We start from the raw sequence: 23206 nt of genomic DNA, 5'->3' as shown, positions 1-23206 counted from the left end.
ATTTAACAACCCTATTCCGATACGAGGTCCCTATGAAGCCTGAAGATTTCCGCGCTGATGCCAAACGTCCATTAACCGGTGAAGAGTATTTAAAAAGCCTGCAGGACGGTCGTGAGATTTATATCTACGGCGAGCGCGTCAAAGACGTCACTACCCACCCGGCATTTCGTAATGCGGCAGCCTCCATCGCGCAGATGTACGATGCCCTACACAAACCAGACATGCAGGACACGCTGTGTTGGGGCACTGACACCGGCAGCGGCGGCTATACCCATAAGTTCTTCCGCGTGGCGAAAAGCGCCGACGACCTGCGCCAGCAGCGTGATGCCATCGCCGAGTGGTCGCGCCTGAGCTACGGCTGGATGGGTCGCACGCCGGATTACAAAGCGGCATTTGGTTGCGCGCTCGGCGCTAACCCGGCCTTCTACGGTCAGTTCGAGCAGAATGCCCGTAACTGGTACACCCGCATTCAGGAAACCGGCCTGTACTTCAACCACGCGATCGTTAACCCCCCGATCGATCGCCATAAACCCGCCGATGAAGTGAAAGATGTCTACATCAAGCTGGAGAAAGAGACCGACGCGGGAATTATTGTCAGCGGTGCGAAAGTGGTGGCAACCAACTCGGCGCTGACTCACTACAACATGATTGGCTTCGGCTCCGCGCAGGTGATGGGCGAAAACCCGGATTTCGCGCTGATGTTCGTCGCCCCGATGGATGCCGAAGGCGTGAAGCTGATCTCCCGCGCCTCTTACGAGATGGTGGCAGGCGCAACAGGCTCCCCGTACGACTACCCGCTCTCCAGCCGCTTCGACGAGAACGACGCGATCCTGGTGATGGACAATGTGCTGATCCCGTGGGAAAACGTGCTGATCTACCGCGATTTCGACCGTTGCCGTCGCTGGACAATGGAAGGTGGCTTTGCCCGTATGTACCCGCTGCAGGCCTGCGTACGTCTGGCGGTGAAGCTCGACTTCATCACTGCCCTGCTGAAGAAATCCCTGGAGTGTACCGGTACCCTGGAGTTCCGCGGCGTGCAGGCAGATCTCGGCGAAGTGGTGGCCTGGCGCAACATGTTCTGGGCGCTGAGCGACTCCATGTGCTCTGAAGCCACGCCGTGGGTCAACGGTGCCTATCTGCCGGATCACGCCGCGCTGCAAACCTACCGCGTAATGGCACCAATGGCCTACGCGAAGATCAAGAACATCATCGAACGTAACGTCACCAGCGGGCTTATCTACCTGCCGTCCAGCGCGCGTGACCTGAACAACCCGCAGATTGATCAGTATCTGGCGAAGTACGTGCGCGGCTCTAACGGCATGGATCACGTCGAACGCATCAAAATTTTAAAACTGATGTGGGACGCCATCGGCAGTGAATTTGGCGGCCGTCACGAGCTATACGAAATCAACTACTCCGGTAGCCAGGATGAGATCCGCCTGCAGTGTCTGCGTCAGGCGCAGAGTTCCGGCAACATGGACAAGATGATGGCAATGGTCGACCGCTGCATGTCCGAGTACGATCAACACGGCTGGACAGTGCCGCACCTGCACAACAACAGCGATATCAACATGCTGGATAAGCTGCTGAAATAACGCAGCGGGAGATGACAATGCAATCAGAACAACGTCTGCGTTTTCGCGATGCGATGGCCAGCCTGTCGGCCGCAGTGAATGTTATCACCACTGAGGGTGAGGCTGGTCGCTGCGGGATCACCGCCACCGCCGTCTGCTCGGTAACGGACACCCCACCCTCGCTGATGGTGTGCATCAACGCCAATAGCGCCATGAACCCGGTATTTCAGAGCAACGGCAAACTGTGCGTTAACGTGCTGAACCATGAGCAAGAGATAATGGCTCGCCACTTCGCCGGAATGACCGGTATGGCAATGGAGGAGCGCTTTGCGCTCTCCTGCTGGCAGAACGGCGCACTGGCACAACCGGTGCTGAAAGGCGCGCTGGCCAGCCTTGAGGGCGAGATAAACCAGGTGCAAACCATCGGTACACATCTTGTTTATCTTGTTGAAATTAAAAATATCATTCTGAGTGACGCGGAACATGGCCTGATCTACTTCAAACGCCGTTTTCACCCGGTCATGATGGAGACGGAAGCCGCAGTATAACCCCTCTCGCGCTGGCCTTTTTCTCTGGCCAGCGCCGCTTTCCACAAAAATCCCTAAGGTTTCCACTAAATCACGCCGTTATATAACCATAAGAGAAATTTTCTGTGCCTGAATACTGACATCTGTTGTCAGTGCCATCCGCATCATTCAGCGCATACACAAATATACAGGATCACCTTATGGCTAAAACGACGCGGAGCCGCTCGGCTGAACGTCTGGTCGATATTCTGGTTGAACTACATTTAAACGGTGTGGTAAACCGCAGTGCGCTAATGGAAAAATTTAAAATTACCGAGCGTACCGTCTACCGGGATTTAAATGCACTCTCTCCGATTGTTGAACATACCGGTAATGGGCTATATCGACTGATCCATTCTTCACAATCTCCCGGCGGACAAGGATTACATCACTCACTGGCTAACTTCCTGAATGCTGATAGCTTTTTCCCTGAAAGAAATACGGAATTCTGGCAGAAACTTGAAACACGCGTTGACGAAAACCATATTCTTATCCTTGGAAATGAAGCAGAACACACGGTACAACGCGATATTCGTCGTCATTTAGCGAAAATCGAGAAATCGATTAAGAACCATAATGTTTGCCAGATCGTTTATAAGAGTAAAACCCGTCTGATTAATCCCTATAAACTGATTAACAAAAAAAATATATGGTATTTACAAGCCACCGAAAATGGCAGACTCAAATCCTTCTCATTGAGTCAGATTAGCTGGCTTGATATTCATACGACCACCTTCACTCCTGAAGAAAATGCCCGCGAGCTACTGGAAAAAAGCCTCGACCCCTGGGTATCGGAAGATACTTTCGCAGTGAAAATATTCATTAAAAATAATATTTCACATTACTTCCTGCGCCGCGATCTCCTGCCGAAGCAAGAGTTGCTGGAGGAGCAACACAGCGGCGTCACGCTCCGATGTCAGGCGGCACATGAAAATCAGATCCTGCCGCTGCTTTTCTACTGGCTGCCAGACATTCAGATCCTGGAGCCGAGCTGGCTTAAGGAGAAGCTCATCAGAACACTGGAAAGCTACCTGGCAATGGAGAGCAGCGCGCATAACCAAGTGATCTCAATCACATAATTTCGCCCGCTGGCGGCGAACCGGAACCACTCGCCGCCACCTTTGACCGCTCACCTGGCACTTTCAACCACTCATCCATTTACCCTCCTTTACACACGCGACGTTCTGGCAAGATCCCACCAGCATTAATCAACACCTCCTCACAACGAACCCTGACCCTTTTTTCTTTACATAAAAAACCAGGTCTATTATGGATACTAAAAAACTACTGAAGCACGTGCCCTGGGCCTTACTCGGGATCCTCGGCGCTTTTTGTCTGGCGGTTGTCGCATTACGCCGGGGCGAGCACGTAAGCGCCCTGTGGATCGTGGTCGCGTCTGTTTCCGTCTATCTTGTGGCTTATCGCTACTACAGCTTGTACATCGCGCAGAAGGTCATGAAGCTCGACCCGACGCGTGCCACTCCGGCGGTCATTAACAATGACGGCCTGAACTATGTGCCAACCAACCGCTACGTGCTGTTTGGTCACCACTTTGCTGCTATCGCTGGCGCTGGCCCGTTGGTCGGCCCGGTACTGGCCGCGCAGATGGGTTACCTGCCGGGTACCCTGTGGCTGCTCGCCGGTGTCGTGCTGGCGGGTGCGGTGCAGGACTTTATGGTGCTGTTTATCTCTTCTCGTCGTAATGGCGCCTCTTTGGGTGAGATGGTCAAAGAAGAGATGGGCCGCGTGCCGGGGACTATCGCCCTGTTCGGCTGCTTCCTGATTATGATCATCATCCTCGCGGTGCTGGCCCTGATCGTGGTGAAAGCCCTGGCTGAGAGTCCGTGGGGTGTCTTCACCGTCTGCTCTACCGTGCCGATTGCGCTGTTCATGGGTATCTACATGCGCTTCCTGCGCCCAGGACGCGTGGGTGAAGTGTCGGTGATTGGTATTGTGCTGCTGGTGGCCTCCATCTACTTCGGCGGCGTGATTGCGCACGACCCGTACTGGGGCCCGGCACTGACCTTTAAGGACACCACCATTACCTTCGCGCTGATCGGTTATGCGTTTATCTCCGCTCTGCTGCCGGTATGGCTGATTCTGGCTCCGCGTGACTACCTGGCGACCTTCCTGAAAATCGGCGTGATCGTCGGTCTGGCGATCGGTATCCTGGTGATTAACCCGGATCTGAAAATGCCAGCAGTGACGCAGTACATCGACGGTACTGGCCCACTGTGGAAAGGCGCGCTGTTCCCGTTCCTGTTCATCACCATCGCGTGTGGTGCTGTATCGGGCTTCCACGCGCTGATCTCTTCAGGTACCACACCTAAGCTGCTGGCGAACGAGAAAGACGCACGTCTGATCGGTTACGGTGCCATGCTGATGGAATCCTTCGTGGCGATCATGGCGCTGGTTGCTGCGTCCATTATCGAACCGGGTCTCTACTTCGCGATGAACACGCCTCCGGCGGGTCTGGGCATTACCATGCCAAACCTGCATGAGATGGGGGGTGACAACGCGGCGCTGATTATGGCGCAGTTGAAAGACGCAAGCGCACATGCTGCAGCGACCGTCAGCTCCTGGGGCTTCGTGATTTCGCCTGAGCAGATCATGCAGACCGCGAAAGACATCGGCGAACCGTCCGTGCTGAACCGTGCAGGTGGTGCTCCGACGCTGGCTGTTGGTATCGCACACGTGTTCCACAAAGTGCTGCCGTGGGCGGACATGGGCTTCTGGTACCACTTCGGTATTCTGTTTGAAGCCCTGTTCATCCTGACCGCGCTGGACGCCGGTACCCGTGCTGGCCGCTTCATGCTGCAGGATCTGCTGGGTAACTTCGTGCCGTTCCTGAAGAAAACCGATTCTCTGGTTGCGGGCGTTCTGGGCACGGCGGGTTGTGTTGGCCTGTGGGGTTACCTGCTGTATCAGGGCGTTGTCGACCCACTGGGCGGCGTGAAGAGCCTGTGGCCGCTGTTCGGTATCTCTAACCAGATGCTCGCAGCCGTTGCTCTGGTGCTCGGTACTGTTGTCCTCGTGAAGATGAAACGCACCAAATACATTTGGGTCACCGTGGTCCCTGCACTGTGGCTGCTGCTCTGCACCACCTGGGCGCTTGGCCTGAAACTGTTCAGCGCCAATCCGCAGCTGGAAGGCTTCTTCTTTATGGCTAACCAGTACAAAGAGAAGATTGCCGCAGGCGGCGCGGACCTTACTGCGCAGCAGATTGCCAACATGAACCATATCGTGGTGAACAACTACACCAACGCGGGTCTGAGCATTCTGTTCCTGGTGGTGGTGTACAGCATCATCTTCTACGGCATCAAAACCTGGCTGAAAGTGCGTAACGCCGAGGGTCGTACGGATAAAGAAACCCCGTATGTGCCGGTGCCGGAAGGCGGCGTGAAGACCTCTTCACACCATTAATCCGCAATCCTCCCCCTCTCCCTTTGGGAGAGGGTTGGGGTGAGGGGAACACAAGCCCAGCGGACTCACATCGCCGGGCTTTTCTATCTGGAACCCACAATGTTTGGTAACTTAGGCGAAGCAAAAAAATACCTCGGTCAGGCGGCGAAAATGCTGATTGGCATTCCGGACTATGACAACTACGTTGAGCATATGAAGGCCAACCATCCGGATAAGCCGTACATGACCTACACCGAATTCTTCCGCGAGCGTCAGGAAGCGCGCTACGGCGGAAGTGGAGAAGGCGGCGTCCGCTGCTGCTAAAGGAGACACCATGACCCCGATTGCCGTCACCCTGCTGACCGGTTTCCTCGGCGCAGGTAAAACCACCCTGCTGCGCCATATTCTGAACGAGCAGCACGGCTTCAAAATCGCCGTTATCGAAAACGAGTTTGGCGAAGTTTCGGTAGACGATCAGCTGATTGGCGATCGCGCCACGCAGATCAAAACCCTGACCAACGGCTGCATCTGCTGCACCCGCTCTAACGAACTGGAAGACGCTCTGCTTGACCTGCTCGACAGCCGCGATCGTGGTGAAATCAATTTCGACCGTCTGGTGATTGAATGCACCGGCATGGCTGACCCCGGCCCAATTATTCAGACCTTTTTCTCCCATGAGATCCTCTGTCAGCGCTACCTGCTGGACGGCGTGATTGCACTTGTCGATGCCGTCCACGCCGACGAACAGATGAACCAGTTCACCATTGCTCAGTCTCAGGTGGGTTATGCCGACCGCATTCTGCTGACCAAAACCGACGTGGCGGGCGAGAGCGAAAAACTGCGCGAGCGCCTGACGCGCATCAACTCCCGTGCCCCGATTTACACGGTGACGCACGGGGATATCGACCTGTCTCAACTGTTCAACACCAACGGCTTTATGCTGGAAGAGAACGTCACCACGAAGCCGCGCTTTCACTTTATGGCCGACAAGCAAAACGATGTGTCATCGATTGTCGTCGAGCTGGACTACCCGGTGGATATCAGCGAGGTCTCCCGCGTGATGGAGAACCTGCTGCTGTCGTTTGCCGACAAGCTGCTACGCTACAAAGGGATGCTGTGGATTGACGGCGAGCCGAACCGCCTGCTGTTCCAGGGTGTGCAGCGCCTGTACAGCGCCGACTGGGATCGCCCGTGGGGAGAGGAATCGCCGCGCAGCGTGATGGTGTTTATTGGCATCCAGCTGCCGGAAGAGGAAATTCGGGCGGCGTTTGCAGGGCTGAAGAAATAACCGCTATGCATCCCCTCTGCCCTGTAATTTATTAACCTGAAGCGATGAATTTTGTATCAGGAAAATGAATAAATTACAGCGATGTCCTGGTCCGGCTGTAAATCGCCGAAGCGTTTCCGTAGGGCCGGGGCGAGGCGCAAGGATGCGCCGAGAGGGCGTGGCCTGCAGGGATGCAGGCTCATGCCCGACCCGATAGCCCGAAGGAATAAGCTGAGGGAACCGCGAAGCGGCGATTTACCGCCGGGAGCCCGGGTCGCCAGGGTGGTGGCGATTGAGCCACCCTGGCACGTTCACAGGTCATGCCGTTCCAGAGTAGCAAGGAACATAAAGTGAACGGAATAACCTCCACAGCCGTATGTTCCCCCTCACCCCAGCCCTCTCCCTCAAGGGAGAGGGGGCCGTCTGTGCAGGCATTATTTTGTGGGGAAACTTATTTCACCGCCTCCGGCAGCGTCACAATCCACAGCTCGCTGTCTGAGTCCGGCTTCTTCAGCGGCTTCACGCTGAGCGTGGTTTCCACCGGTTTATCATCCAGCGTCAGCTTGCCTTCCCCATTCACTCGATAATCCTTGAGCTTCTTGCCCTCGACCGGGTTTTGCATTACCGCTTTCACACCAAAGTCGTTATCGTTCGCCACCGCCAGCGTTTTGCTGTCGATCAGCGCCATCCCTTCGGCCTTCTCCTGCTGCCAGCCGAGGGCGCGTAAATCGACGACCTGCGTTTTCTCCGCAAGGGTTATGCCGCGCTGCGCCAGGGTCTTCTCATCATCAAACTCGGGGTACTCGCCCGGCTTGTCAAAGGCGGAAAGGTCGCTCGCCTTGCTGAGATCCACCTTGTAGATCAGGTTACGCATCCCGTCGTTTTTATCGCTTCCCTGCTCAATCAGCAGGATGTGCTGGTCATCGAGCGCCACAATGTCGCCAATTTTGGCATCACTGTTTTTACTGTAGGCGGAGCTGTCGATGGGATAACCGTACATCGCGGTTTTCCCGGTCGCCGGATCGAAGCTGACCAGACGCGTAAACAGCGCCTGTTTTTTACTTTTACCGTCGATATCCAGCGTGCTTTGCACAGCGGCAATAATGCGCCCATCAGGCATACGGGTCAGGCCTTCAAAGCCCCGGTTCGGTTGACGCCATTTGATAATGTTTGGCAGACCGCCCGCGATGGATTTTTCCCCTTCCGCCGCCTGCGGCCCGTGGATCGCCAGGATTTTCCCTTTGCTGTCGACGTTTATCAGGAACGGACCATACTCATCGCACAGCCAGTACCCCCCTTTTCCGTCCGGCGTGATGCCTTCCGTGTCCAGCCCACGGTTATCACCTTTCAGCGTTTTTAACGTGTCGCTTAACGCGACCTCATTAGTGGAGCCAATCACGCCGCTTTGCAGTGGCAGACCGTTAATCTCGCCTTTATCGTCATGCAGAGGACGGGCGTCCGTTGCTTCTGCTTTGCCGTTCTCGACGCGGATAGTCATCAGCAACGGCGCGAAATCCGGCGTAACAAAAATTTTGGCTTCGTTTTTACCCATTTTTGGCGCGTCCGCATTCGGACCGCGATCGGTAACCGTCACGAAGGTCAGCGCATCGCCCTGCTTGCCGGTGAACAGCAGGCCAGAACCGATTCCGACAGGAAGTCCATGCGGAAAAGCATCCGCAAACGCCCCGCTGTAGTTCACGTGGGAGCCTTCGGGAAAGCTAACGACATAGTGTTCAGCACCAGGCTGTGCTGCCAGACCAGAGAAAGAGAGCGCACAACCGATGAGTACAGGAATAATTTTTCTTTTCATATTGTTAGCATCCATAGAGTGAAGCCAACACCGTAAAGAATAAACGTGTCAGAAAAATGACATCTGACTATGGACGTCAAGTTGGGTATATCCGGAAGCTTCTTAATGAAGCGCTGCCAGACGGTAGTCTGACGTGGTATAAAAAAGTCCAGAAGGAGTTCCCATGACCAATACCCGACACATCCGCCAGACGTTTCACCGCACCTCAGGGCTTGAGTTGCGCAGTACGTGGCAGAGCACGCAAGCGTACAAACGTCATTGTCATCCTCAGCTCTCCATTGGCGCGATAGTAGAAGGCCAGACCAGCTGCATATGCCATGACAGAGAGTACATCCTCCAGCCCGGGGATCTGATTGTGATCCCGGCTTATGTGCCGCACAGCTGCAACCCCGTCGCCGGGAAGACGCGCAGCTACCACATGCTCTATATCGACACCGGGCTTCCTTTGGCGCTTCAGGTGGTTCGCGACCCTACGCTCTTTAAGCACTACCTTGATATTGTTGAGGTGATGTCTCCGGCATCCGTGAGCACGCTGCTTTCTGCCCTTCCCCGTTGTGCGGATCATGCAGAGTCGCTTCGCTCAACCAGCCAGCAGGTTCAGCAGGCGTTTCTTGACGACCTTGCCGCACCGCCTTCCCTCGACGAACTTGCCCAACGATTCTCGCTGCGCAAGGAGACGCTGATCCGCACTTTCAGACAAGATACCGGCCTGACGCCGGGTAGCTTCCTCAACATCTCCCGCGTGGAGTATGCCAAAGCGCGGCTGCGCGCCGGGGATAATATCGCCGACGTCGGCTACCAGAGCGGGTTTGCCGACCAGAGCCATTTTCATAAGACCTTCGTGAGCTATACCGCCGCCACGCCGCGCCAGTACGCCACGGGCCGATCAATATCAGACAATAAATAGGTTCTGCCTTTCCGTAGTCTGTACCCGGTTTTGCATTCTGAGGTCGCTATGGAACTGTTCTTCCCTTCCGCTTTTCTCGCCCTGGCGCTGGCGCACTTTGTTGCCCTGTTAAGCCCGGGCCCGGATTTCTTCCTGCTTGTGGGCTACTCGGCGCGCTATCGGCTGCGCGGCAGCGCCGGGCTGTGCCTCGGTATCGCTGCGGGCAACGGGTTGTATATCTTACTGGTCATTATCGGCTGGAGCGCGCTGCGCCAGTTTACGTGGCTGTTTACGCTTATCGAGCTTTGCGGGGCGCTGTACCTGCTGTGGATCGGCTCGCATCTGGTGCGCAGCGGCCAGCAGGCGCTGGCGCTGAATGAAACTCGCCAGCGCTTCCCTTCGCTGCGTAAGCAGATCTTTTTGGGGCTAGGTTCCGCGCTGCTTAATCCGAAGAATGCGTTGTTCTATCTGGCACTGATGACGGCGCTACTGGGACCGGACGTCACGCTGCTTCAGCAATCGATCTGCGGTGTCTGGATGGTGATGGTGGTGCTGGTGTGGGATCTGGCACTGGTGTCGGTGATGGGGTTGCCCGCCGTTCAACAGAAGCTCAGCCGCTCGCTCTGGTTGATTGAACGCGCGGCAGGAGTAGTGCTGATGGGGTTTGGTGGGTGGGTGTTGTGGCGATTGGTGGAAAATGCACGCTGAGAGAGCGGGCAGCCCAACGCTGCCCGCTATTTATTTTTTGTTTTGATCGCGCAGCATCGCTTCACGCAAAATAGCATTCAGCCGCGTCTGGTAACCTTTTCCAGGCCGTTTAAGCCACTCCATCACGTCAGCGTCAATGCGTACAGATGCCTGAGTTTTGAGTGGTCGATAAAATTTCCCTCGCACCGCCCCTGACCACTGTTCATCGTCCATAGCAGGGATATCGCTGTAATCAATCTCTGCTTCTGGTTTTTCAGCTAATGCTTTGAACTCAGCCTCACGACGAGGGCTTACCTCAGACGCACTACCTCGTTTATGTTTAACGATGCTCATAACGGCTCCTCTCTTTGCGGTCCGCCTTTCGTGCGCTAATTATACGGATGATTTCTCCTCCGCTTTCAAAACGCACCGTATGTGCGACCAGAATAACAAGAAGGCCTTGCACAAGGCCGATGGTTTGCCAGCGAAATTCACCGTTCTCATAGCGATCCTGAATAGACAAATGATAAGGATCGTCGAAAACCATAACCGCATCCTCAAAGCGTATGCCATGTTTTTGCAGGTTACTTTTCGCCTTATTGCTATCCCACTCATACTCCATTGGCATAGTGTACTCTTCCCTGTTTGTATATACAAAAAAGCATATACAAATTACACAAGGATTAAACACAATATGCAAAAGATGTGTTTACTTCCGGAAGGCAGATTCCAGAAGCGGGAAAGACATAACGCTCCCTGCTTTGCACTTTCCTCCCGTCTCCCTCTATCCTTACCCCATGGAAAAAATAACCGAACTCAAACGCGCCAAGCTGTTGGCGCTGTCGCTGCTACTGCTGGCCACTGCGGCGTTTATCATCACCCTGTTCCTGCCGCAGACCTTCTGGGTGCGCGGCGTTAAGGCCATTGCTGAGGCGGCGATGGTCGGCGCGCTGGCAGACTGGTTTGCCGTTGTCGCGCTGTTCCGCAGAGTGCCCATTCCCTTCATCTCGCGCCATACGGCAATTATCCCGCGCAATAAGGACAGGATCGGCGACAATCTTGGCCAGTTCGTGCAGGAAAAATTTCTTGATACCCAGTCGCTGGTGGCGTTGATCCGCCGCTATGAACCCGCGCAGATGATCGGTGCCTGGTTCAGTAAACCAGACAACGCCCAGCGCGTCGGGCTGCATCTGATGCAGGTAATGAGCGGTTTTCTCGAACTCACCGACGACGGACGCATTCAGCGTCTGCTCAAGCGCGCGGTGCATAAGGCTATCGACAAAGTGGATTTCACCGAAACCAGCGCCGTGATCCTCGAAAGCATGACCAGAAATAATCGCCACCAGGTGCTGCTGGACGCCATCATCAACCGCCTGATTACCCTGATTCAGCGGGAGAGCACGCGGGACTTTATTGCCGACCAGATTGTCCACTGGCTGAAGACCGAGCATCCACGTAAGGCAATGGTGCTGCCCACCGAGTGGCTGGGCGATCAGAGTGCGGAGATGGTATCGAACGCGGTAAACACCCTGCTGGATGATATCAGCCATGACCGCACACACCAGATCCGCCAGGCGTTCGACCGCGCCACGCTGAAGCTTATCGACAATCTGAAAACCGATCCGGAGATGGCGATAAAAGCCGACAACATCAAACACTATCTGAAGAACGACGAGGCGTTTAACCGCTATCTGGGTGAGATGTGGGCTGACCTGCGCCAGTGGCTAAAGACGGATATGCAAAGTGAAGACTCGCGTGTGAAGCAGCGTATCGCCAATGCCGGGCAGTGGTTTGGCGAAACGCTAACAAACGACGCCAGCCTGCGCGCATCGCTGAACGAGCATCTGGAGCAGGCCGCGCACCGCGTCGCACCGGATTTCGCCGCGTTCCTGACGCGACATATCAGCGACACGGTGAAAAGCTGGGATGCCAAAGATATGTCCCGTCAGATTGAGCTCAACATCGGCAAGGATTTACAGTTTATCCGTGTCAACGGCACGCTGGTGGGCGGGACGATTGGCCTAATCCTGTTTTTACTCTCTCAGCTCCCCGTCGTACTGAGGTTCTAATCTTCTTTGGGCGGCGCGATAACGTAGCGCGTCGCCTCGAAGCGATTGAGGATCAGGTGTACCAGAAAGATCATCGTCAGCGTCGCCACCAGCGAAAAGGTGACGGAGGTGATGCGATAGAGATCGCTGAACACCAGGTCGCTGTCCGGGTGCATGTTTTGCCCGAACATAATGCCGATGGTGGTGATGCTGGAAAACCCCACCCCGGCCCCCACTTTCTCCATCACATGCAGACGCGCACCAAACGCCAGGCCGAGGCCAATAAGTGGCATCATCAGCAGCATATGGCTGCTGTGATCGTAGAGGATAAGCTGGACGACCAGAATATAGAGACAGCCCAACACCACGCCAGCCACGCGCCAGATGGAGCTCATCACCGCGCCGCGATAGTGCATCGGGAACAGAATCAACACCCCGGCCATTAGCGCGGAAAGGGAGTCACTCAAATCACTTATCTGGAAAACCACGAAAATCAGCGTTGCGACTGTGCCGGAAAGCAGCGACTCGTGTCGCACCCGGGCGTCATCTTTCTCAATCAACGGCGGTGGCTTGCGTGGCTCCACATCCGGCAGGAGATAATTCATTAACGCGCTCAGGCACACGGCCATGACGCTCGCTTCAATGTTCGAAAACAACAGCGTGTGCCAGTTAGTCGTGGGATAGCTCATAAAATTGAGCATCACGCTCTGACACACCACTCCCATCGAACCGAACAGGAACAATGGCCCCTTGCTCATAAAGCGAAAACGCATCACGTACAGGGCAAACACCACCAGCGTCATAATGAGCGGCCATTGCGACAGATAGCCGATGATAATCACCATTTCAACGCAGTTGAGCGATGCGCTGAAGATAAACTGCTTCGCCACGTGACGGTTAAACACCGGGACCAGCGACAGAAGCATGATCGGGTAGACCACATAAAACACGCCGTAGCTGGTGTTGTAGAAGCTGGAGATGCTCAGGGCAATCATCCCGGCAAAAACGATGCGCAGTGTCTGACGAAAATCGTTTGCCGTGTAGACGATATTACCGTGCGGGGTAAATACCCGTGCCAGCGTATTAATAGACATAGTGCAGCAGGCTTACCAGATGGATCTGCATCCCGGAGAAGAAGCGCGCAAACGGACCTTCGCTGTTGTAGAGCTGCACGGTCGCGCGTGCCCCGGTTGGCAGATGCTTCGGCAGCGTTTCATCCAGCGTCACGTGAATGCGCATCCGCTGGGCATCACGTACCCAGCGGTTAGAGGTTTCCGGCTCTGACAGTTGGCCGTTAACGGCCTCCTGGCCCGCCAGGATCCCCGCATCGCTGCTGGTCACGTGGGCGCGGAAAACGTGCCCCGGAAAAGCGTCAAACACCACAGCCGCGTCAGTGCCCTGATGGGTATGACGCAGACTTTTTTCACGGAAATCGGCCACGATATCGGTCTGATTGTTCACCAGTGCCAGCGCGGCTGAGCCTGACGAGGCATAGAAGCCGGGGCTTAACTGCAGGTTACTCACCGTACCGTCCGCAAGCGCGTAGACCTTCGTCCAGCCGAGATTCAGTTCTGCGTCATCCAGCGCGTTACGGTATTTTTGCAGCGTCACATTGCGGTGTTCTTCCCGTTCGCCACGCTGGATACGCAGGTTCTGGATATTGGCTTGAATCGAGCTGACAGACTGTTCGCTGCTCTGCCAGGTGGTACGGACTTTATCCAGATCCGCCTGCGAGACGTTCTGCAGGGTGCTCAGCTTCTGATAACGATCAAACGTGACTTTGTCGTTACGCGCGGTCAGGACCGCGGTCTTCAGGTTGGCCTGCACGGCGGCGATCTGCGCGTCCAGCTGTTCGTTGGAAAGGCGAGCCTGCTCCAGTGCGATTTGCGCCGCTTCCACTTTATTGCGAAACGGTGTGTCATCCAGTTCAAAGAGCAGATCGCCTTTCTTCACCTGGCTGTTGTTGTGGACGTGAACTGCCGCCACGTAGCCGGAGACGCGTGGAGAAACCGGCGTCACCACGCGCATCACGGTGGAATCCGGCGTCAGCGGGATCCAGATATCCGCGACGATAAAGTAGACAAACATCAGCAGGAAAGAGGCAAAACTCACCCTTACCCAGCGGGCAAACTTTTGTTCAGGCGTCATTATTTTTCGATCTTGTTATCTTCTTCGCGGATTGTCCGCAAATTGCAGGCGAATTGATTCAGGGTGGCGCTGAAAATGTCGATATGTTCCGGCGCGATGTTTTGCGATACACGCGTCTGATATGTCTCAATCACCTGAGTAAGCCTTTTTAATATGGCCTTTCCCTCAGGTGTCAGCGTCAGAAGCCGGATGCGCTTGTCATAAGGCGATACAATGCGCAACAGGTAGCCCTGTTTTTCCAGCTGTGTCAGGGTTCGCATCAGCGGCGGCAGTTCAATGCCCTGCACTTCCGCCAGTTCACTCACCGAGACGTTATCCCCAAGTTGATGAAGCTGCATCATTACTGTCCAGCTCGACTGGGTTAACCCGGTATCGAGAATGGCATCGTCAATGACGGCACGCCACTGACGCACGATCATTGCCATCCGCATGCCCATCGGCCTGCGGCTAAACAGCTCTTCTTCACTCATGGGGAAACCTCTCGTCACACGCGGCCACGATAATAGTTATCAGGGTAAGCATCAAGAAACGAGAGGTAAAAGCGCAGGAATTGCGAAACGATATCTCCCTTTGGAGGATGATCTGGCAATGGTAAATCTATTGAAATTAAAAGGATTTTTGATTGTTCGATAAAATTTAACCCCCAAAATCGCCCCCAACTGGTTTTGTTGTCGCTGAAATGGACTTTTACAACTGGCTGGCGTTTCAGGAGTGGACGCCAGTACAGTATCAAAAATGCGGGACTGTAACGCTTCGTAGGTTGTCGCTAGTGGGTAAATATCATCGAGCTCCGGCACAATGGCGGCGGCCTCGTCAGGGTCTGTCTGAATGGTCTGATATTTCTCCTGCGAATAATCCTGCGTAGCTTTCGGTGAGATGTTGACCAGCCTGCTATCGTCGAACCACGCTGCCGGAATATCGGTGTTTGCTGTTTTTTGTTCGGTGGCGCTCACGTCAATTTTTGCGCCCACCCGCACAAGCTCGCTTTTTTATCTGGTTGTAAACAGTCTGACGGCTTACGCCTTTGTGTCTGGCGTAGGCGGCTTTGGCCATGAGCATGATGAATACCCCATGTCATTATTATGTTATCGTTCAATGTAGTTTAGGTGGAGCTATATTTGGTAGCAAAAAGGAACGATAACATTCCTTTTTGCTATTGTTATTTCTTTTTGAAACGAAGGTGATGCTCAATGACCATAAATAACGTTTTGTTCGGATAATTTACAGCCATTGCTCACTTCATTGAGTGTATCAAAATCTGAACCGTTAAAACGATACGTGATCAAACGACATTCAGGAACTGCAAAATCCCCATTATCACGCTGAAGCGGTGCATTAGCAGCGCGTCCTTGGATGGTTAATTCTTTACTATCTCCTTTAGCGGTATATTTAAATTTTAACCCTGTAGATGTACCATCATCAACAGCTTCAACATAACTGTCCCCCCCTTCTGGAGAGCGGGGGAGTGTAGAGACAACTTTGCCTGTTAACTTGTCAATAACCCATCCGCAGATCCAATAGTCGTGCAAGCACTCACTGCCGTGTCCTCCAGAGGTAACAAATAGTCGGTAATGCCCGGCAAAGTTTACGGGATTATTCAATTGTGTATTTATTTGTTTTTTCCACCAGCTTGAATAATTTTCTTGCTCTGTATTTAGAGATACTGACTGTGCGAATGGCCCTTTGCTAATTTGCATTGGTTTTTCAGCACTTCTAACATCTGTTATAAAGGGACATAGCGAGAAGAGTAGGCTAAAAGCCATATATTTATTTTTTCCCATTTTTTGAAACCTCAAGTATTGAAACCATTTCATCTGGCATAATGTGAGATCTATTTAAACCATCACCAGAGTAATAAGACACACCTTCAATGTGTGCTGTACGTCCTTTACTTATTATCTTACCTTTACGCACCCCAGCAGAAGCAAACTCCATTGCCCAAGCGTAAATAGCATCCTCTACGCTTCCATTTCCGTCAAGATAATTAATAATAGACTCACGTTTAATTTTAATAAGATATTCTTCAAAGATCTTATCCTGCATAGCCTCGTCATACTGTGCATTTACATCCAGGTTTAACACTCTCACCGCTTCTTTAAGAGTATCCGGGATTATTTGAAAACGTCCGGTCGCGAACATATCGAATTTTCTTTGGGCCGCCATAACCTCCCCAAGCGTCATTGATGTCAAATTTGTCTTATAGTGCGCCTCAGTGTGTTTGGGATGAGGGTGCGGCCATGTCCGGTTGTACGCAGTGTAATCATTTTTCGATTCAACATTCCCCAGTAAATCCGCAAACGGTGAATGTGCCCAGCCCTTCGCCTTCGGTGTGCTTATCGCGTCCAGAAACACCACTGGGTGCATATGCCAGATAGCCTGACCCTTATCAAACGACGGAACCTGACTCATCCATTCGTGCGTGTCGCACCACTGTTTCATGTAATTAATGCGCAGCGGGTCATAGTTCTGGAAAAACGTCTCCCATTTGTGATGGCTGCTGCCGCCGAACCATTCAGAGTCGTGTTTCACCACCAACCGTGACACTATCTTACGCACGCCCATTTCCGGGTGGTGTATCGCCTGGAAAAGCTCCCGCCCACTCAGTTCGCCGTCCTGGTCAGTATCCAGTTTATCCATCATTCCCCTGTAGTACCGGGATACCATGCCCTGCCGCATTCCTTTTTCCGGGTTTATCCGCTCAGCCAGCCAGTTGTAAGTGTCACGCATCCAGCCTTCCCGCAGGGAGTTTTTCATGTCACTGTCGGACTCCTCCACCAGCGCACAGAACTCTCGCCCGGCAAGGTCGAACTGCTCCATCTCCTTCACGTCATATCCATTCATCCAGGAGTGCGGGCTTATCTGATACCACGTCAGACCGCCCGAGGTGTAAGGATTGCATTTATCCCGCTCCAGCAGTTTTTCGCCATCCTTTTCTGTCATGGCTTTTGCCTGGGTAAACGTGTCACCGTTGCGGATATACACTGGTTTATTCAGCCCGACCTGGATAAATTTTTTCCCCGTCGTGACTTTTCCGGGATTGCCGAGAAAGTCGGGCATCCGGGTATCCACACTCAGCACCTCGATATGGCTGAAATGGCTGGTGTCTGTTTTCCCCATTCCCACCGGGTCGGTCTCTTCCTGTAAAAAGCCCACTGCATCCCCGGCTGCAATGGCAACAGGAGCCGACGGTTTCACCACGCTGTCAAAGCGTCCCGCACTGAGGGCGTGCTGCATCCATCCCGGCAGGGCGGCGTACTGCTCCCCGTCCTGCGTCATGTACTCCGGTAACAGCGTTACCAGAAACGCCTCCCCGGTGGCCTCACCGCCGTCGGTCAGGCATTTTACCAGCCCGAACGGCTGTACCTCGCCGTGGTTGCGGAACGGCATTTCTTTCAGAACGATAACCCGGCAGCCCTGATTCAGGCTGCCGTGCGACGGCGGAATATCTGCCACCCCGTCAGCCGGGGCGCTGCTGGCATAGCATCCCGCCGGGTGACGAAGTACCGTGGTGCGTGCAACCATCGTCCTGCGTTTCGGGTAGGCAGAGAGTGGGGCTAACCCCATATACAGGGAGTAAAATTCCAGCCAGGTGCTTTCCTGCTGCGGGTCAGGTTTACAGACGGATTTCACCAGCAGAAAGCTGGTGGAGTATTGCAGTGCCTTACCGATATAGTTGCCTTTCAGGTAATCCTGATTCACCCGCCAGGCGGCTATCTCACCGTCAGCCATACACTGGAGAGGCACGGCGGTATCGGCATTGTCTGCGGTCAGTACCGCGCCGGGTGCCGTGACCGGGGTCAGGTGGATACCGCCGTGCCACATGGTGTTGGTGCCTGCCAGCCATGAGCCGTGCGGCTCACGTCCGATACAGTCCATTATCTCGTTGACGCTGGCATACTGCGTCCCGTTCTCTTTACGTGCCGGAAAACAGATATTCATGATACTGCTCCTCAGTAAGCTTTTTATTCAGCGCACCAATACTTAACGCCTTAAAAATAAAGGAAAATTACGAAGAACATTATTACGACACACCACCATGCCAACAATGCGGTTTATATTTATAACGGCGGTTATTGGTAATCATTTGTAACCAGCGAGGTTTATACAGCGCTGTACCGGATGCGTTATTTTTCTCTGTCCGGCACGACCCGGCGCGGGTCACTTTCTTCGAACATTTCCGTCACTATCCCGCCGGGCCTGCCTGGCTGTATTGTCATTTGCCTACCACCAGCGGTCCGGACAGTTTCCGGCCTCGCGATATCAGCCGTCTGCGCGGCAGTACAGCAGCAACACAGTGGCACCGGAATATGACGAAGGGGTGATGGTCAGGAAAGTGGATATCAGCGGTAAGCTGAGCATCAAAGGAGTCCGCCTGAGTGCAGGAAAGGCGTTCAGGGGAGAACAGGTCGGGCTTAAGGAGACGCAGGAGGATGGCTGCTATGACGTGTGGTGGTACAGCACGAAAGTGGGGGTGATCGACCTGAAGAAACAGTCGATCACCATGGGGAAAGGATGTTAAAAAGTGTTCACCATGTCCCCGGACTGTACAAGGGTGAGGGGGGAACATACGGCAGCGGAATTTAACGGCTAAAATGTTTGGTAATGGCATCCTTCCCCAATGCCGTCACCACCACCTCCCGATACCCCACCACCCGCTGGATCCAGCCTTTACTTTCCAGATGAGTAAGCAGCGCCGCGCCCGCCTCTCCGCCAAGATGAAACCGCCGCTCGCTCCAGTCGAGACAGGCGCAGCAGGCCTTCCGCCGCGGATGAGCGCTTAACGAAATGCCGAGCGTCAGGAACTGCTCCCGGCCATACAGGGTCAGCGCTGAACCGTCTGCCTCCAGCCAGCCTTCAGCCTGCATGAAATCGTAGATCTGCACCGCCACCGTACCCGCCAGATGGTCGTAGCAGGTTCGGGCTTCCCGCATGGCTTTCGGCGCGGTGGTTTCCGGTGGAGTAATGCGGCTCCACGAAAGCCCCATCATCTGCTCCACCAGCGCCGCCACGTCGTGCCCGGCAAGGCGATAATAGCGATGCCGCCCTTGCGACAGGCAAGTAATCAGTTGCCCTTCAAGCAGCCGGGCGAGATGCCCGCTGGCGGTCGACGGTGCGACATCTGCCGCCGCGCTCAGTTCGGTAGCCGTCCACGCGCGTCCGTCCATCAGCGCGCAGAGCATTTTCACGCGCGACGGATCGGCCATTGCCGCCGCCACCGCGACAATCGCCTTTTCCAGCATCGCGCTGTTGTCAGGGGGTAAACTCGTCTTAAGCATGGGCCAGCCAGGGTTCGGTGATCTCAGCGGACAGCTTATCATCATCCGTCAGCAGAATAAGGTGATTTGCGTGGTCGCTGTACTGAGTAAGAATAGACACACCGCGTGCCGCCAGCGTCGCCGCGATATCGCTTAACTCGCCGGGCCCGTCGCTGAAAATCACGTGAAGGTCATACATCGGCATGCCCTCCGGTTTCGGAACTATACTCCCGCACCATCTGTGCCACCCGAATGCGGTAGTACGCAAAAATTGACGCTCGTCCTTCAGCCTGCGCCGCCTGGTGAAAAACGTTCTGCTTCCAGTGACGGATAGCCTCTTCGTCACGCCACCAGGAAAGGGACAGAATTTTGCCGTTGGTGGTCAGGCTCTGGAAACGTTCGATATCAATAAAGCCGTCGATGTCGGCCAGCAAAGGCTTAAGCTCTGCGGCAAGCTGAAGATAGCGCGCCTGATGGGCTGGCGCGGCTTTGGCTTCGAAAATGACTGCGATCATGAGGGTCTCTCCGTAGTGATGTTGAGGAGAGCATGCGGGATGGAAAAGCACAATGCTTCGGTGAATAGCGAAGTTTTAGCCCAGAATTGACCTCGGCTCCATAAACGCCCGAATTCCCCACTCGCCCATCTCACGCCCCACGCCAGAGTGCTTAAACCCGCCGAACGGTGCTTTCGGTTCATGAGCAAGCGTGTTTACCAGCACGCGACCGGAAACAATCTGCTGCGCCACGCGACGCGCACGCTCCACATCATCGCCCAGCACCACCGCACTCAGGCCATACTCGGTGTCGTTGGCAATGGCAACAGCCTCCGCCTCGTCCTGATAGGGGATCACGCACAGCACCGGGCCAAAAATTTCGTCGCGGGCAATCGTCATCTGGTTATTCACGTCCGCAAACAGCGTCGGGCGCACAAACCAGCCGTCCTGCGTGCCTTCCGGTCGCCCTTCACCGCCTGCCAGCAGGCGTGCTCCCTCTTCTGTGCCCTTGCGGATATAGCCCTGCACCCGCTGCCACTGCTTTTCGCTGACCATCGGGCCGACATCCGTTTCGCTATCGCGCGGGTCACCGGATTTCACCGCCGCCACTGCCTGCGCCAGCGCGGTTTCGATCTCCAACTTACGCGACTGCGGCACCAGAATGCGCGTTCCGGCCACACACGCCTGCCCGCTGTTCATAAACCCGGCCTGAATCACAAGCGGGATCGCCTGAACCAGATCCACATCATCCAGCAGGACCGTCGGCGATTTACCGCCTAACTCCAGGGTCACGCGCTTAAAGCTTTCCGCCGCGTTGCGCAGGATAGCCTTACCGGTATTCGTCGAACCGGTGAACGAAATTTTTGCCACGTCCGGATGGCGGCTGATGGTGTCACCCACCGTCTCGCCGCGCCCGGTGACGATATTAAACACGCCCGGCGGCAGCGCGGCATCACGCAGCGCTTCGGTGACAATCTGGGTTTGCAGGGCGCTCATTTCGCTCGGCTTGATAACTGCCGTACAGCCCGCTGCCAACGCGGCTGCCAGCTTGCCGCAGATAAAGCCCGCGTCGCTGTTCCACGGCGTAATCAGCCCGGCTACACCCAGCGGGGTCATCTGCACCGTTGCTGCGCCTGCGAGGGTAACGAATTCAAACGCCTCCAGCGCCTCTATCGCCTGAGCAATAACATCTGCCGGATAGCTGGCCATCCACGCCGAGCGCGAGGCCGGCGCGCCGTACTCTTTGATGACGGCTTCCAGCAAATCGTCATGACGGGCCACCACAGCCGCGTGCATACGCTTCAGCGCTGCGATGCGCTCCTGCTTTGAGGTCTGCGACCATGCCGGAAAGGCCGCTTTTGCCGCCGCGATGGCGCGCCCGGCGTCAACCTCATCCGCCAGGCGGACCTGCCCTATGACCTGCGCCGTCGCCGGGTTGTACAAATCAAACCGTTCGGTGCCGTGCGGGGTAACAAATTCTCCGTTAATAAAGATCTGCTCGATAGTGTGCATATAACCCTCCTGAGGCTGTGTGAGGACAGTCTGGCACGGCTTTTCCGTTGCGATAATCCACGCTATGCTGCAAGGGTTGTTTCGATTTTCAGGATAATCTATGCATCGTTCAGGTCTGACAGAGCTGGAAGTGGTAATGGCCGTCGTGCGGCGCGGTAGCTTTCGCGGCGCGGCGCAGGAGCTGGGGATGTCCGCCACGGCGGTGAGCAATGCCATCGCCGGGCTGGAGAGTCGCCTTGATATCCGCCTTTTTAACCGCACCACCCGCAGCGTAGCGCTCACCGACGCGGGACAGCGCTACGTGGCACGTATTGGCCCAGCCCTGCAGGAGATCCGTCTCGCCAGCGAGGAGATCCACAGCGATACCGGGGAACCCGCCGGAACGCTGCGTCTGAACGTGCCAAACAATATCGGCACGCTATTCCTTGATCAGTTGCTGATCGACTTTATGATCCGCTACCCGAAAATGCGCGTGGAAACAGTAAGCGAAGCAAAGATGATCGACATCGTTGCTGAAGGCTATGACGCGGGGATCCGCCTTGAAGAGTCCGTGCCTCAGGACATGATCGCCGTGCCGCTGACAGGAGAGATCCGCCAGCTTGTCACCGCTACGCCGGGCTATTTCGCCCAGTACGGCATACCCGAGACGCCGGACGATCTGCTGCAACACCAGGGGATCGGCATGCGTATGGCCCACGGCGGGATCTACCGTTGGGAGCTGGCGCGTCGGGGTGAAACGTACGCGCTTGCCGTGCCGCCGCGCTTTGCGACGTCCGATCTTTTTGCTTCGATTCGCGCCGTGAAAGCGGGATTAGGCGTGGGATTTTTGCCGGAACTGTATATTCGGGAAGAGCTTGAGAGTGGAGAACTGGTGAGCGTCCTGAACGACTGGGCGCAGCCGTTTGCCGGGCTGCGCCTGTATTACCCCGGCCACCGCCACGTCCCGCCAGGACTACGGGCGCTGGTGGCGATGATCCGCGAGCGCGGGATTATTCCAGGTTAGCCTTATTCAGCCCGTAAGCCGCGTCCAGCGAGCCAGGTGCCATGCGGGACGTGATCCCCAGGCGGTTCCAGGCGTTGATGGCCACGATGGCGAAATTCAGCTCTGAAATCTCGACGTCCGAGAAGTGCTCCGCCACGCTGCGGTAGAGCGTATCGCTCACACCATGCACACCAATCTGGGTCAGCGCTTCGGTGAAGGCCAGCGCGGCTTTTTCGCGGGCGCTGAACAGCGGGGATTCACGCCACGCGGCCAGATGGTACAGGCGCAGCTCGCGCTCGCCGGCAATTTTGGCCTCTTTCGAGTGCATATCCAGACAGAAGGTGCAGCCGTTCAGCTGCGACACGCGAATGTCGATCAGGTGCTTCAGCGCCGGGTCGATGGAGGTTTTCGCCACCTCCATGCTCAGGGCAGACAGCGCGTTGGCGAGGGCGGGAGTGGCTTTATGGTGGTTAACGCGAGTGCTCATTGTCTTTCCTCTTTTTTGTGCGGCATATGTCATGCGATGAGGCAAATCTACGCCGTTCATGACATAGTAAAAAGATACAAAAGACGTG

At 55.2% G+C, this 23206-nt stretch carries 23 protein-coding genes and 2 pseudogenes; 11 read left to right on the top strand and 14 right to left on the bottom strand.

Annotated elements, in window-relative coordinates:
• Nucleotides 1-32: 32 nt before the first annotated feature.
• The 6 genes from hpaB (at nt 33) to yjiA (ending at nt 6830) form a co-directional block, all read left to right on the top strand.
• Nucleotides 33-1595, top strand: a complete 1563-nt coding sequence (gene hpaB, locus WB237_RS14160) for a 4-hydroxyphenylacetate 3-monooxygenase, oxygenase component (protein ID WP_028015397.1) — start codon at nt 33-35, stop codon at nt 1593-1595.
• A gap of 17 nt (nt 1596-1612) precedes the next feature.
• Nucleotides 1613-2122 (top strand): 4-hydroxyphenylacetate 3-monooxygenase reductase subunit, encoded by a 510-nt coding sequence (locus tag WB237_RS14155; protein ID WP_336214003.1) that lies wholly within the window; start codon nt 1613-1615, stop codon nt 2120-2122.
• A 179-nt stretch (nt 2123-2301) separates the two neighbouring features.
• Nucleotides 2302-3219 (top strand): helix-turn-helix transcriptional regulator, encoded by a 918-nt coding sequence (locus WB237_RS14150; protein WP_336214000.1) that lies wholly within the window; start codon nt 2302-2304, stop codon nt 3217-3219.
• Nucleotides 3220-3409: 190 nt separating this feature from the next.
• Nucleotides 3410-5563: a carbon starvation CstA family protein gene (locus tag WB237_RS14145; protein WP_028016551.1), complete on the top strand. Its 2154-nt coding sequence runs from the start codon at nt 3410-3412 to the stop codon at nt 5561-5563.
• Nucleotides 5564-5662: 99 nt separating this feature from the next.
• Nucleotides 5663-5866 carry a YbdD/YjiX family protein gene (locus WB237_RS14140; RefSeq protein WP_028016550.1) on the top strand — a complete coding sequence of 68 codons (204 nt, stop codon included), beginning with the start codon at nt 5663-5665 and terminating at the stop codon, nt 5864-5866.
• A gap of 10 nt (nt 5867-5876) precedes the next feature.
• Nucleotides 5877-6830: a GTPase gene (gene yjiA, locus WB237_RS14135; protein WP_336213996.1), complete on the top strand. Its 954-nt coding sequence runs from the start codon at nt 5877-5879 to the stop codon at nt 6828-6830.
• Nucleotides 6831-7260: 430 nt separating this feature from the next.
• On the opposite strand, the gene WB237_RS14130 is transcribed toward yjiA, so the two are convergent.
• The gene (locus tag WB237_RS14130) at nt 7261-8619 is read right to left on the bottom strand and encodes an esterase-like activity of phytase family protein (protein WP_336213994.1); all 1359 of its coding nucleotides are present in this window, start codon (nt 8617-8619) and stop codon (nt 7261-7263) included.
• 163 nt (nt 8620-8782) lie between these two features.
• Here WB237_RS14130 and WB237_RS14125 point away from each other — a divergent pair, with 163 nt between their 5' ends.
• Together WB237_RS14125 and WB237_RS14120 are read left to right on the top strand one after the other, a co-directional pair.
• On the top strand, nt 8783-9526 hold the full coding sequence (locus WB237_RS14125) for an AraC family transcriptional regulator (RefSeq protein ID WP_336213991.1): 744 nt from the start codon (nt 8783-8785) through the stop codon (nt 9524-9526).
• Nucleotides 9527-9574: 48 nt separating this feature from the next.
• Nucleotides 9575-10213 (top strand): LysE family translocator, encoded by a 639-nt coding sequence (locus tag WB237_RS14120; protein WP_336213989.1) that lies wholly within the window; start codon nt 9575-9577, stop codon nt 10211-10213.
• A 30-nt stretch (nt 10214-10243) separates the two neighbouring features.
• On the opposite strand, the gene WB237_RS14115 is transcribed toward WB237_RS14120, so the two are convergent.
• Together WB237_RS14115 and WB237_RS14110 are read right to left on the bottom strand one after the other, a co-directional pair.
• Nucleotides 10244-10546, bottom strand: coding sequence for a BrnA antitoxin family protein (locus WB237_RS14115; RefSeq protein WP_336213987.1), 303 nt, complete (start codon nt 10544-10546; stop codon nt 10244-10246).
• Nucleotides 10533-10820: a BrnT family toxin gene (locus tag WB237_RS14110; protein ID WP_336213984.1), complete on the bottom strand. Its 288-nt coding sequence runs from the start codon at nt 10818-10820 to the stop codon at nt 10533-10535. The genes WB237_RS14115 and WB237_RS14110 overlap by 14 nt, the downstream gene beginning before the upstream one ends.
• A gap of 169 nt (nt 10821-10989) precedes the next feature.
• On the opposite strand from WB237_RS14110, the gene WB237_RS14105 reads away from it, so the two are divergent.
• Complete coding sequence (locus tag WB237_RS14105) at nt 10990-12261, top strand: DUF445 domain-containing protein (RefSeq protein WP_336213981.1); 1272 nt, start codon at nt 10990-10992, stop codon at nt 12259-12261.
• On the opposite strand, the gene WB237_RS14100 is transcribed toward WB237_RS14105, so the two are convergent.
• The 6 genes from WB237_RS14100 to WB237_RS14070 all read right to left on the bottom strand — a co-directional run bounded on the left by WB237_RS14100 (nt 12258) and on the right by WB237_RS14070 (nt 18327).
• Nucleotides 12258-13334, bottom strand: coding sequence for a DUF2955 domain-containing protein (locus tag WB237_RS14100; protein ID WP_236920804.1), 1077 nt, complete (start codon nt 13332-13334; stop codon nt 12258-12260). The genes WB237_RS14105 and WB237_RS14100 overlap by 4 nt on opposite strands.
• A complete protein-coding gene (locus tag WB237_RS14095) occupies nt 13324-14391 on the bottom strand; it encodes an HlyD family secretion protein (RefSeq protein ID WP_336214361.1) in 1068 nt (355 codons plus the stop codon). Before WB237_RS14095 ends, WB237_RS14100 begins: the two co-directional genes overlap by 11 nt.
• Nucleotides 14388-14858 carry a MarR family winged helix-turn-helix transcriptional regulator gene (locus tag WB237_RS14090; RefSeq protein ID WP_336213979.1) on the bottom strand — a complete coding sequence of 157 codons (471 nt, stop codon included), beginning with the start codon at nt 14856-14858 and terminating at the stop codon, nt 14388-14390. Before WB237_RS14090 ends, WB237_RS14095 begins: the two co-directional genes overlap by 4 nt.
• 51 nt (nt 14859-14909) lie before the next feature.
• On the bottom strand, nt 14910-15341 hold the full coding sequence (locus WB237_RS14085; protein WP_336214370.1) for a hypothetical protein: 432 nt from the start codon (nt 15339-15341) through the stop codon (nt 14910-14912).
• 234 nt (nt 15342-15575) lie between these two features.
• The gene (locus WB237_RS14075) at nt 15576-16169 is read right to left on the bottom strand and encodes a hypothetical protein (protein WP_336213977.1); all 594 of its coding nucleotides are present in this window, start codon (nt 16167-16169) and stop codon (nt 15576-15578) included.
• A complete protein-coding gene (locus WB237_RS14070) occupies nt 16156-18327 on the bottom strand; it encodes a hypothetical protein (RefSeq protein WP_336213974.1) in 2172 nt (723 codons plus the stop codon). The genes WB237_RS14075 and WB237_RS14070 overlap by 14 nt, the downstream gene beginning before the upstream one ends.
• Before the next feature lie 307 nt (nt 18328-18634).
• Between WB237_RS14070 and WB237_RS14065 the strand changes: the two are divergent.
• Nucleotides 18635-18907: pseudogene (locus tag WB237_RS14065) on the top strand (IS481 family transposase); the annotation flags it as partial.
• 61 nt (nt 18908-18968) lie between these two features.
• Here the strand turns inward: WB237_RS14065 and WB237_RS14060 are convergent.
• The 4 genes and pseudogenes from WB237_RS14060 to WB237_RS14045 form a co-directional block, all read right to left on the bottom strand.
• Nucleotides 18969-19664, bottom strand: coding sequence for an ArsR/SmtB family transcription factor (locus tag WB237_RS14060; protein ID WP_336213972.1), 696 nt, complete (start codon nt 19662-19664; stop codon nt 18969-18971).
• Nucleotides 19657-19809, bottom strand: a pseudogene (locus tag WB237_RS14055) (amino acid-binding protein); the annotation flags it as partial. The gene WB237_RS14060 and the pseudogene WB237_RS14055, both read right to left, overlap by 8 nt.
• Before the next feature lie 25 nt (nt 19810-19834).
• On the bottom strand, nt 19835-20158 hold the full coding sequence (locus tag WB237_RS14050) for an antibiotic biosynthesis monooxygenase family protein (RefSeq protein WP_336213970.1): 324 nt from the start codon (nt 20156-20158) through the stop codon (nt 19835-19837).
• Between the two features lie 75 nt (nt 20159-20233).
• Nucleotides 20234-21649: an aldehyde dehydrogenase family protein gene (locus WB237_RS14045; protein ID WP_336213968.1), complete on the bottom strand. Its 1416-nt coding sequence runs from the start codon at nt 21647-21649 to the stop codon at nt 20234-20236.
• Nucleotides 21650-21749: 100 nt separating this feature from the next.
• On the opposite strand from WB237_RS14045, the gene WB237_RS14040 reads away from it, so the two are divergent.
• Nucleotides 21750-22652, top strand: a complete 903-nt coding sequence (locus WB237_RS14040; protein ID WP_336213965.1) for a LysR family transcriptional regulator — start codon at nt 21750-21752, stop codon at nt 22650-22652.
• Here WB237_RS14040 and WB237_RS14035 read toward each other — a convergent pair.
• Entirely contained in the window at nt 22639-23118 is a 480-nt protein-coding gene (locus tag WB237_RS14035; protein ID WP_336213963.1) for a carboxymuconolactone decarboxylase family protein, read from the bottom strand. The genes WB237_RS14040 and WB237_RS14035 overlap by 14 nt on opposite strands.
• Nucleotides 23119-23206 lie beyond the last annotated feature (88 nt).

It is taken from the genome of Enterobacter sp. P82, from assembly GCF_037053385.1.
Taxonomy (GTDB): Bacteria; Pseudomonadota; Gammaproteobacteria; order Enterobacterales; family Enterobacteriaceae; genus Enterobacter.
Note: the sequence above shows the minus strand (reverse complement) of the source record. Positions and strands in the feature narration are given on the sequence as shown.

What these genes read in the sequence shown, in the direction of transcription:
- yjiA (WP_336213996.1), top strand. Translation starts at nt 5,877, where the DNA reads ATGACCCCGATTGCCGTCACCCTGCTGACCGGTTTCCTCGGCGCAGGT.
- WB237_RS14090 (WP_336213979.1), bottom strand. Translation starts at nt 14,858, where the DNA reads ATGAGTGAAGAAGAGCTGTTTAGCCGCAGGCCGATGGGCATGCGGATG.
- WB237_RS14115 (WP_336213987.1), bottom strand. Translation starts at nt 10,546, where the DNA reads ATGAGCATCGTTAAACATAAACGAGGTAGTGCGTCTGAGGTAAGCCCT.
- WB237_RS14035 (WP_336213963.1), bottom strand. Translation starts at nt 23,118, where the DNA reads ATGAGCACTCGCGTTAACCACCATAAAGCCACTCCCGCCCTCGCCAAC.
- WB237_RS14150 (WP_336214000.1), top strand. Translation starts at nt 2,302, where the DNA reads ATGGCTAAAACGACGCGGAGCCGCTCGGCTGAACGTCTGGTCGATATT.
- WB237_RS14105 (WP_336213981.1), top strand. Translation starts at nt 10,990, where the DNA reads ATGGAAAAAATAACCGAACTCAAACGCGCCAAGCTGTTGGCGCTGTCG.
- WB237_RS14125 (WP_336213991.1), top strand. Translation starts at nt 8,783, where the DNA reads ATGACCAATACCCGACACATCCGCCAGACGTTTCACCGCACCTCAGGG.
- WB237_RS14075 (WP_336213977.1), bottom strand. Translation starts at nt 16,169, where the DNA reads ATGGGAAAAAATAAATATATGGCTTTTAGCCTACTCTTCTCGCTATGT.
- WB237_RS14130 (WP_336213994.1), bottom strand. Translation starts at nt 8,619, where the DNA reads ATGAAAAGAAAAATTATTCCTGTACTCATCGGTTGTGCGCTCTCTTTC.
- WB237_RS14120 (WP_336213989.1), top strand. Translation starts at nt 9,575, where the DNA reads ATGGAACTGTTCTTCCCTTCCGCTTTTCTCGCCCTGGCGCTGGCGCAC.
- WB237_RS14040 (WP_336213965.1), top strand. Translation starts at nt 21,750, where the DNA reads ATGCATCGTTCAGGTCTGACAGAGCTGGAAGTGGTAATGGCCGTCGTG.
- WB237_RS14070 (WP_336213974.1), bottom strand. Translation starts at nt 18,327, where the DNA reads ATGAATATCTGTTTTCCGGCACGTAAAGAGAACGGGACGCAGTATGCC.
- WB237_RS14145 (WP_028016551.1), top strand. Translation starts at nt 3,410, where the DNA reads ATGGATACTAAAAAACTACTGAAGCACGTGCCCTGGGCCTTACTCGGG.
- WB237_RS14050 (WP_336213970.1), bottom strand. Translation starts at nt 20,158, where the DNA reads ATGATCGCAGTCATTTTCGAAGCCAAAGCCGCGCCAGCCCATCAGGCG.
- WB237_RS14045 (WP_336213968.1), bottom strand. Translation starts at nt 21,649, where the DNA reads ATGCACACTATCGAGCAGATCTTTATTAACGGAGAATTTGTTACCCCG.
- WB237_RS14100 (WP_236920804.1), bottom strand. Translation starts at nt 13,334, where the DNA reads ATGTCTATTAATACGCTGGCACGGGTATTTACCCCGCACGGTAATATC.
- hpaB (WP_028015397.1), top strand. Translation starts at nt 33, where the DNA reads ATGAAGCCTGAAGATTTCCGCGCTGATGCCAAACGTCCATTAACCGGT.
- WB237_RS14060 (WP_336213972.1), bottom strand. Translation starts at nt 19,664, where the DNA reads ATGCTTAAGACGAGTTTACCCCCTGACAACAGCGCGATGCTGGAAAAG.
- WB237_RS14155 (WP_336214003.1), top strand. Translation starts at nt 1,613, where the DNA reads ATGCAATCAGAACAACGTCTGCGTTTTCGCGATGCGATGGCCAGCCTG.
- WB237_RS14140 (WP_028016550.1), top strand. Translation starts at nt 5,663, where the DNA reads ATGTTTGGTAACTTAGGCGAAGCAAAAAAATACCTCGGTCAGGCGGCG.
- WB237_RS14110 (WP_336213984.1), bottom strand. Translation starts at nt 10,820, where the DNA reads ATGCCAATGGAGTATGAGTGGGATAGCAATAAGGCGAAAAGTAACCTG.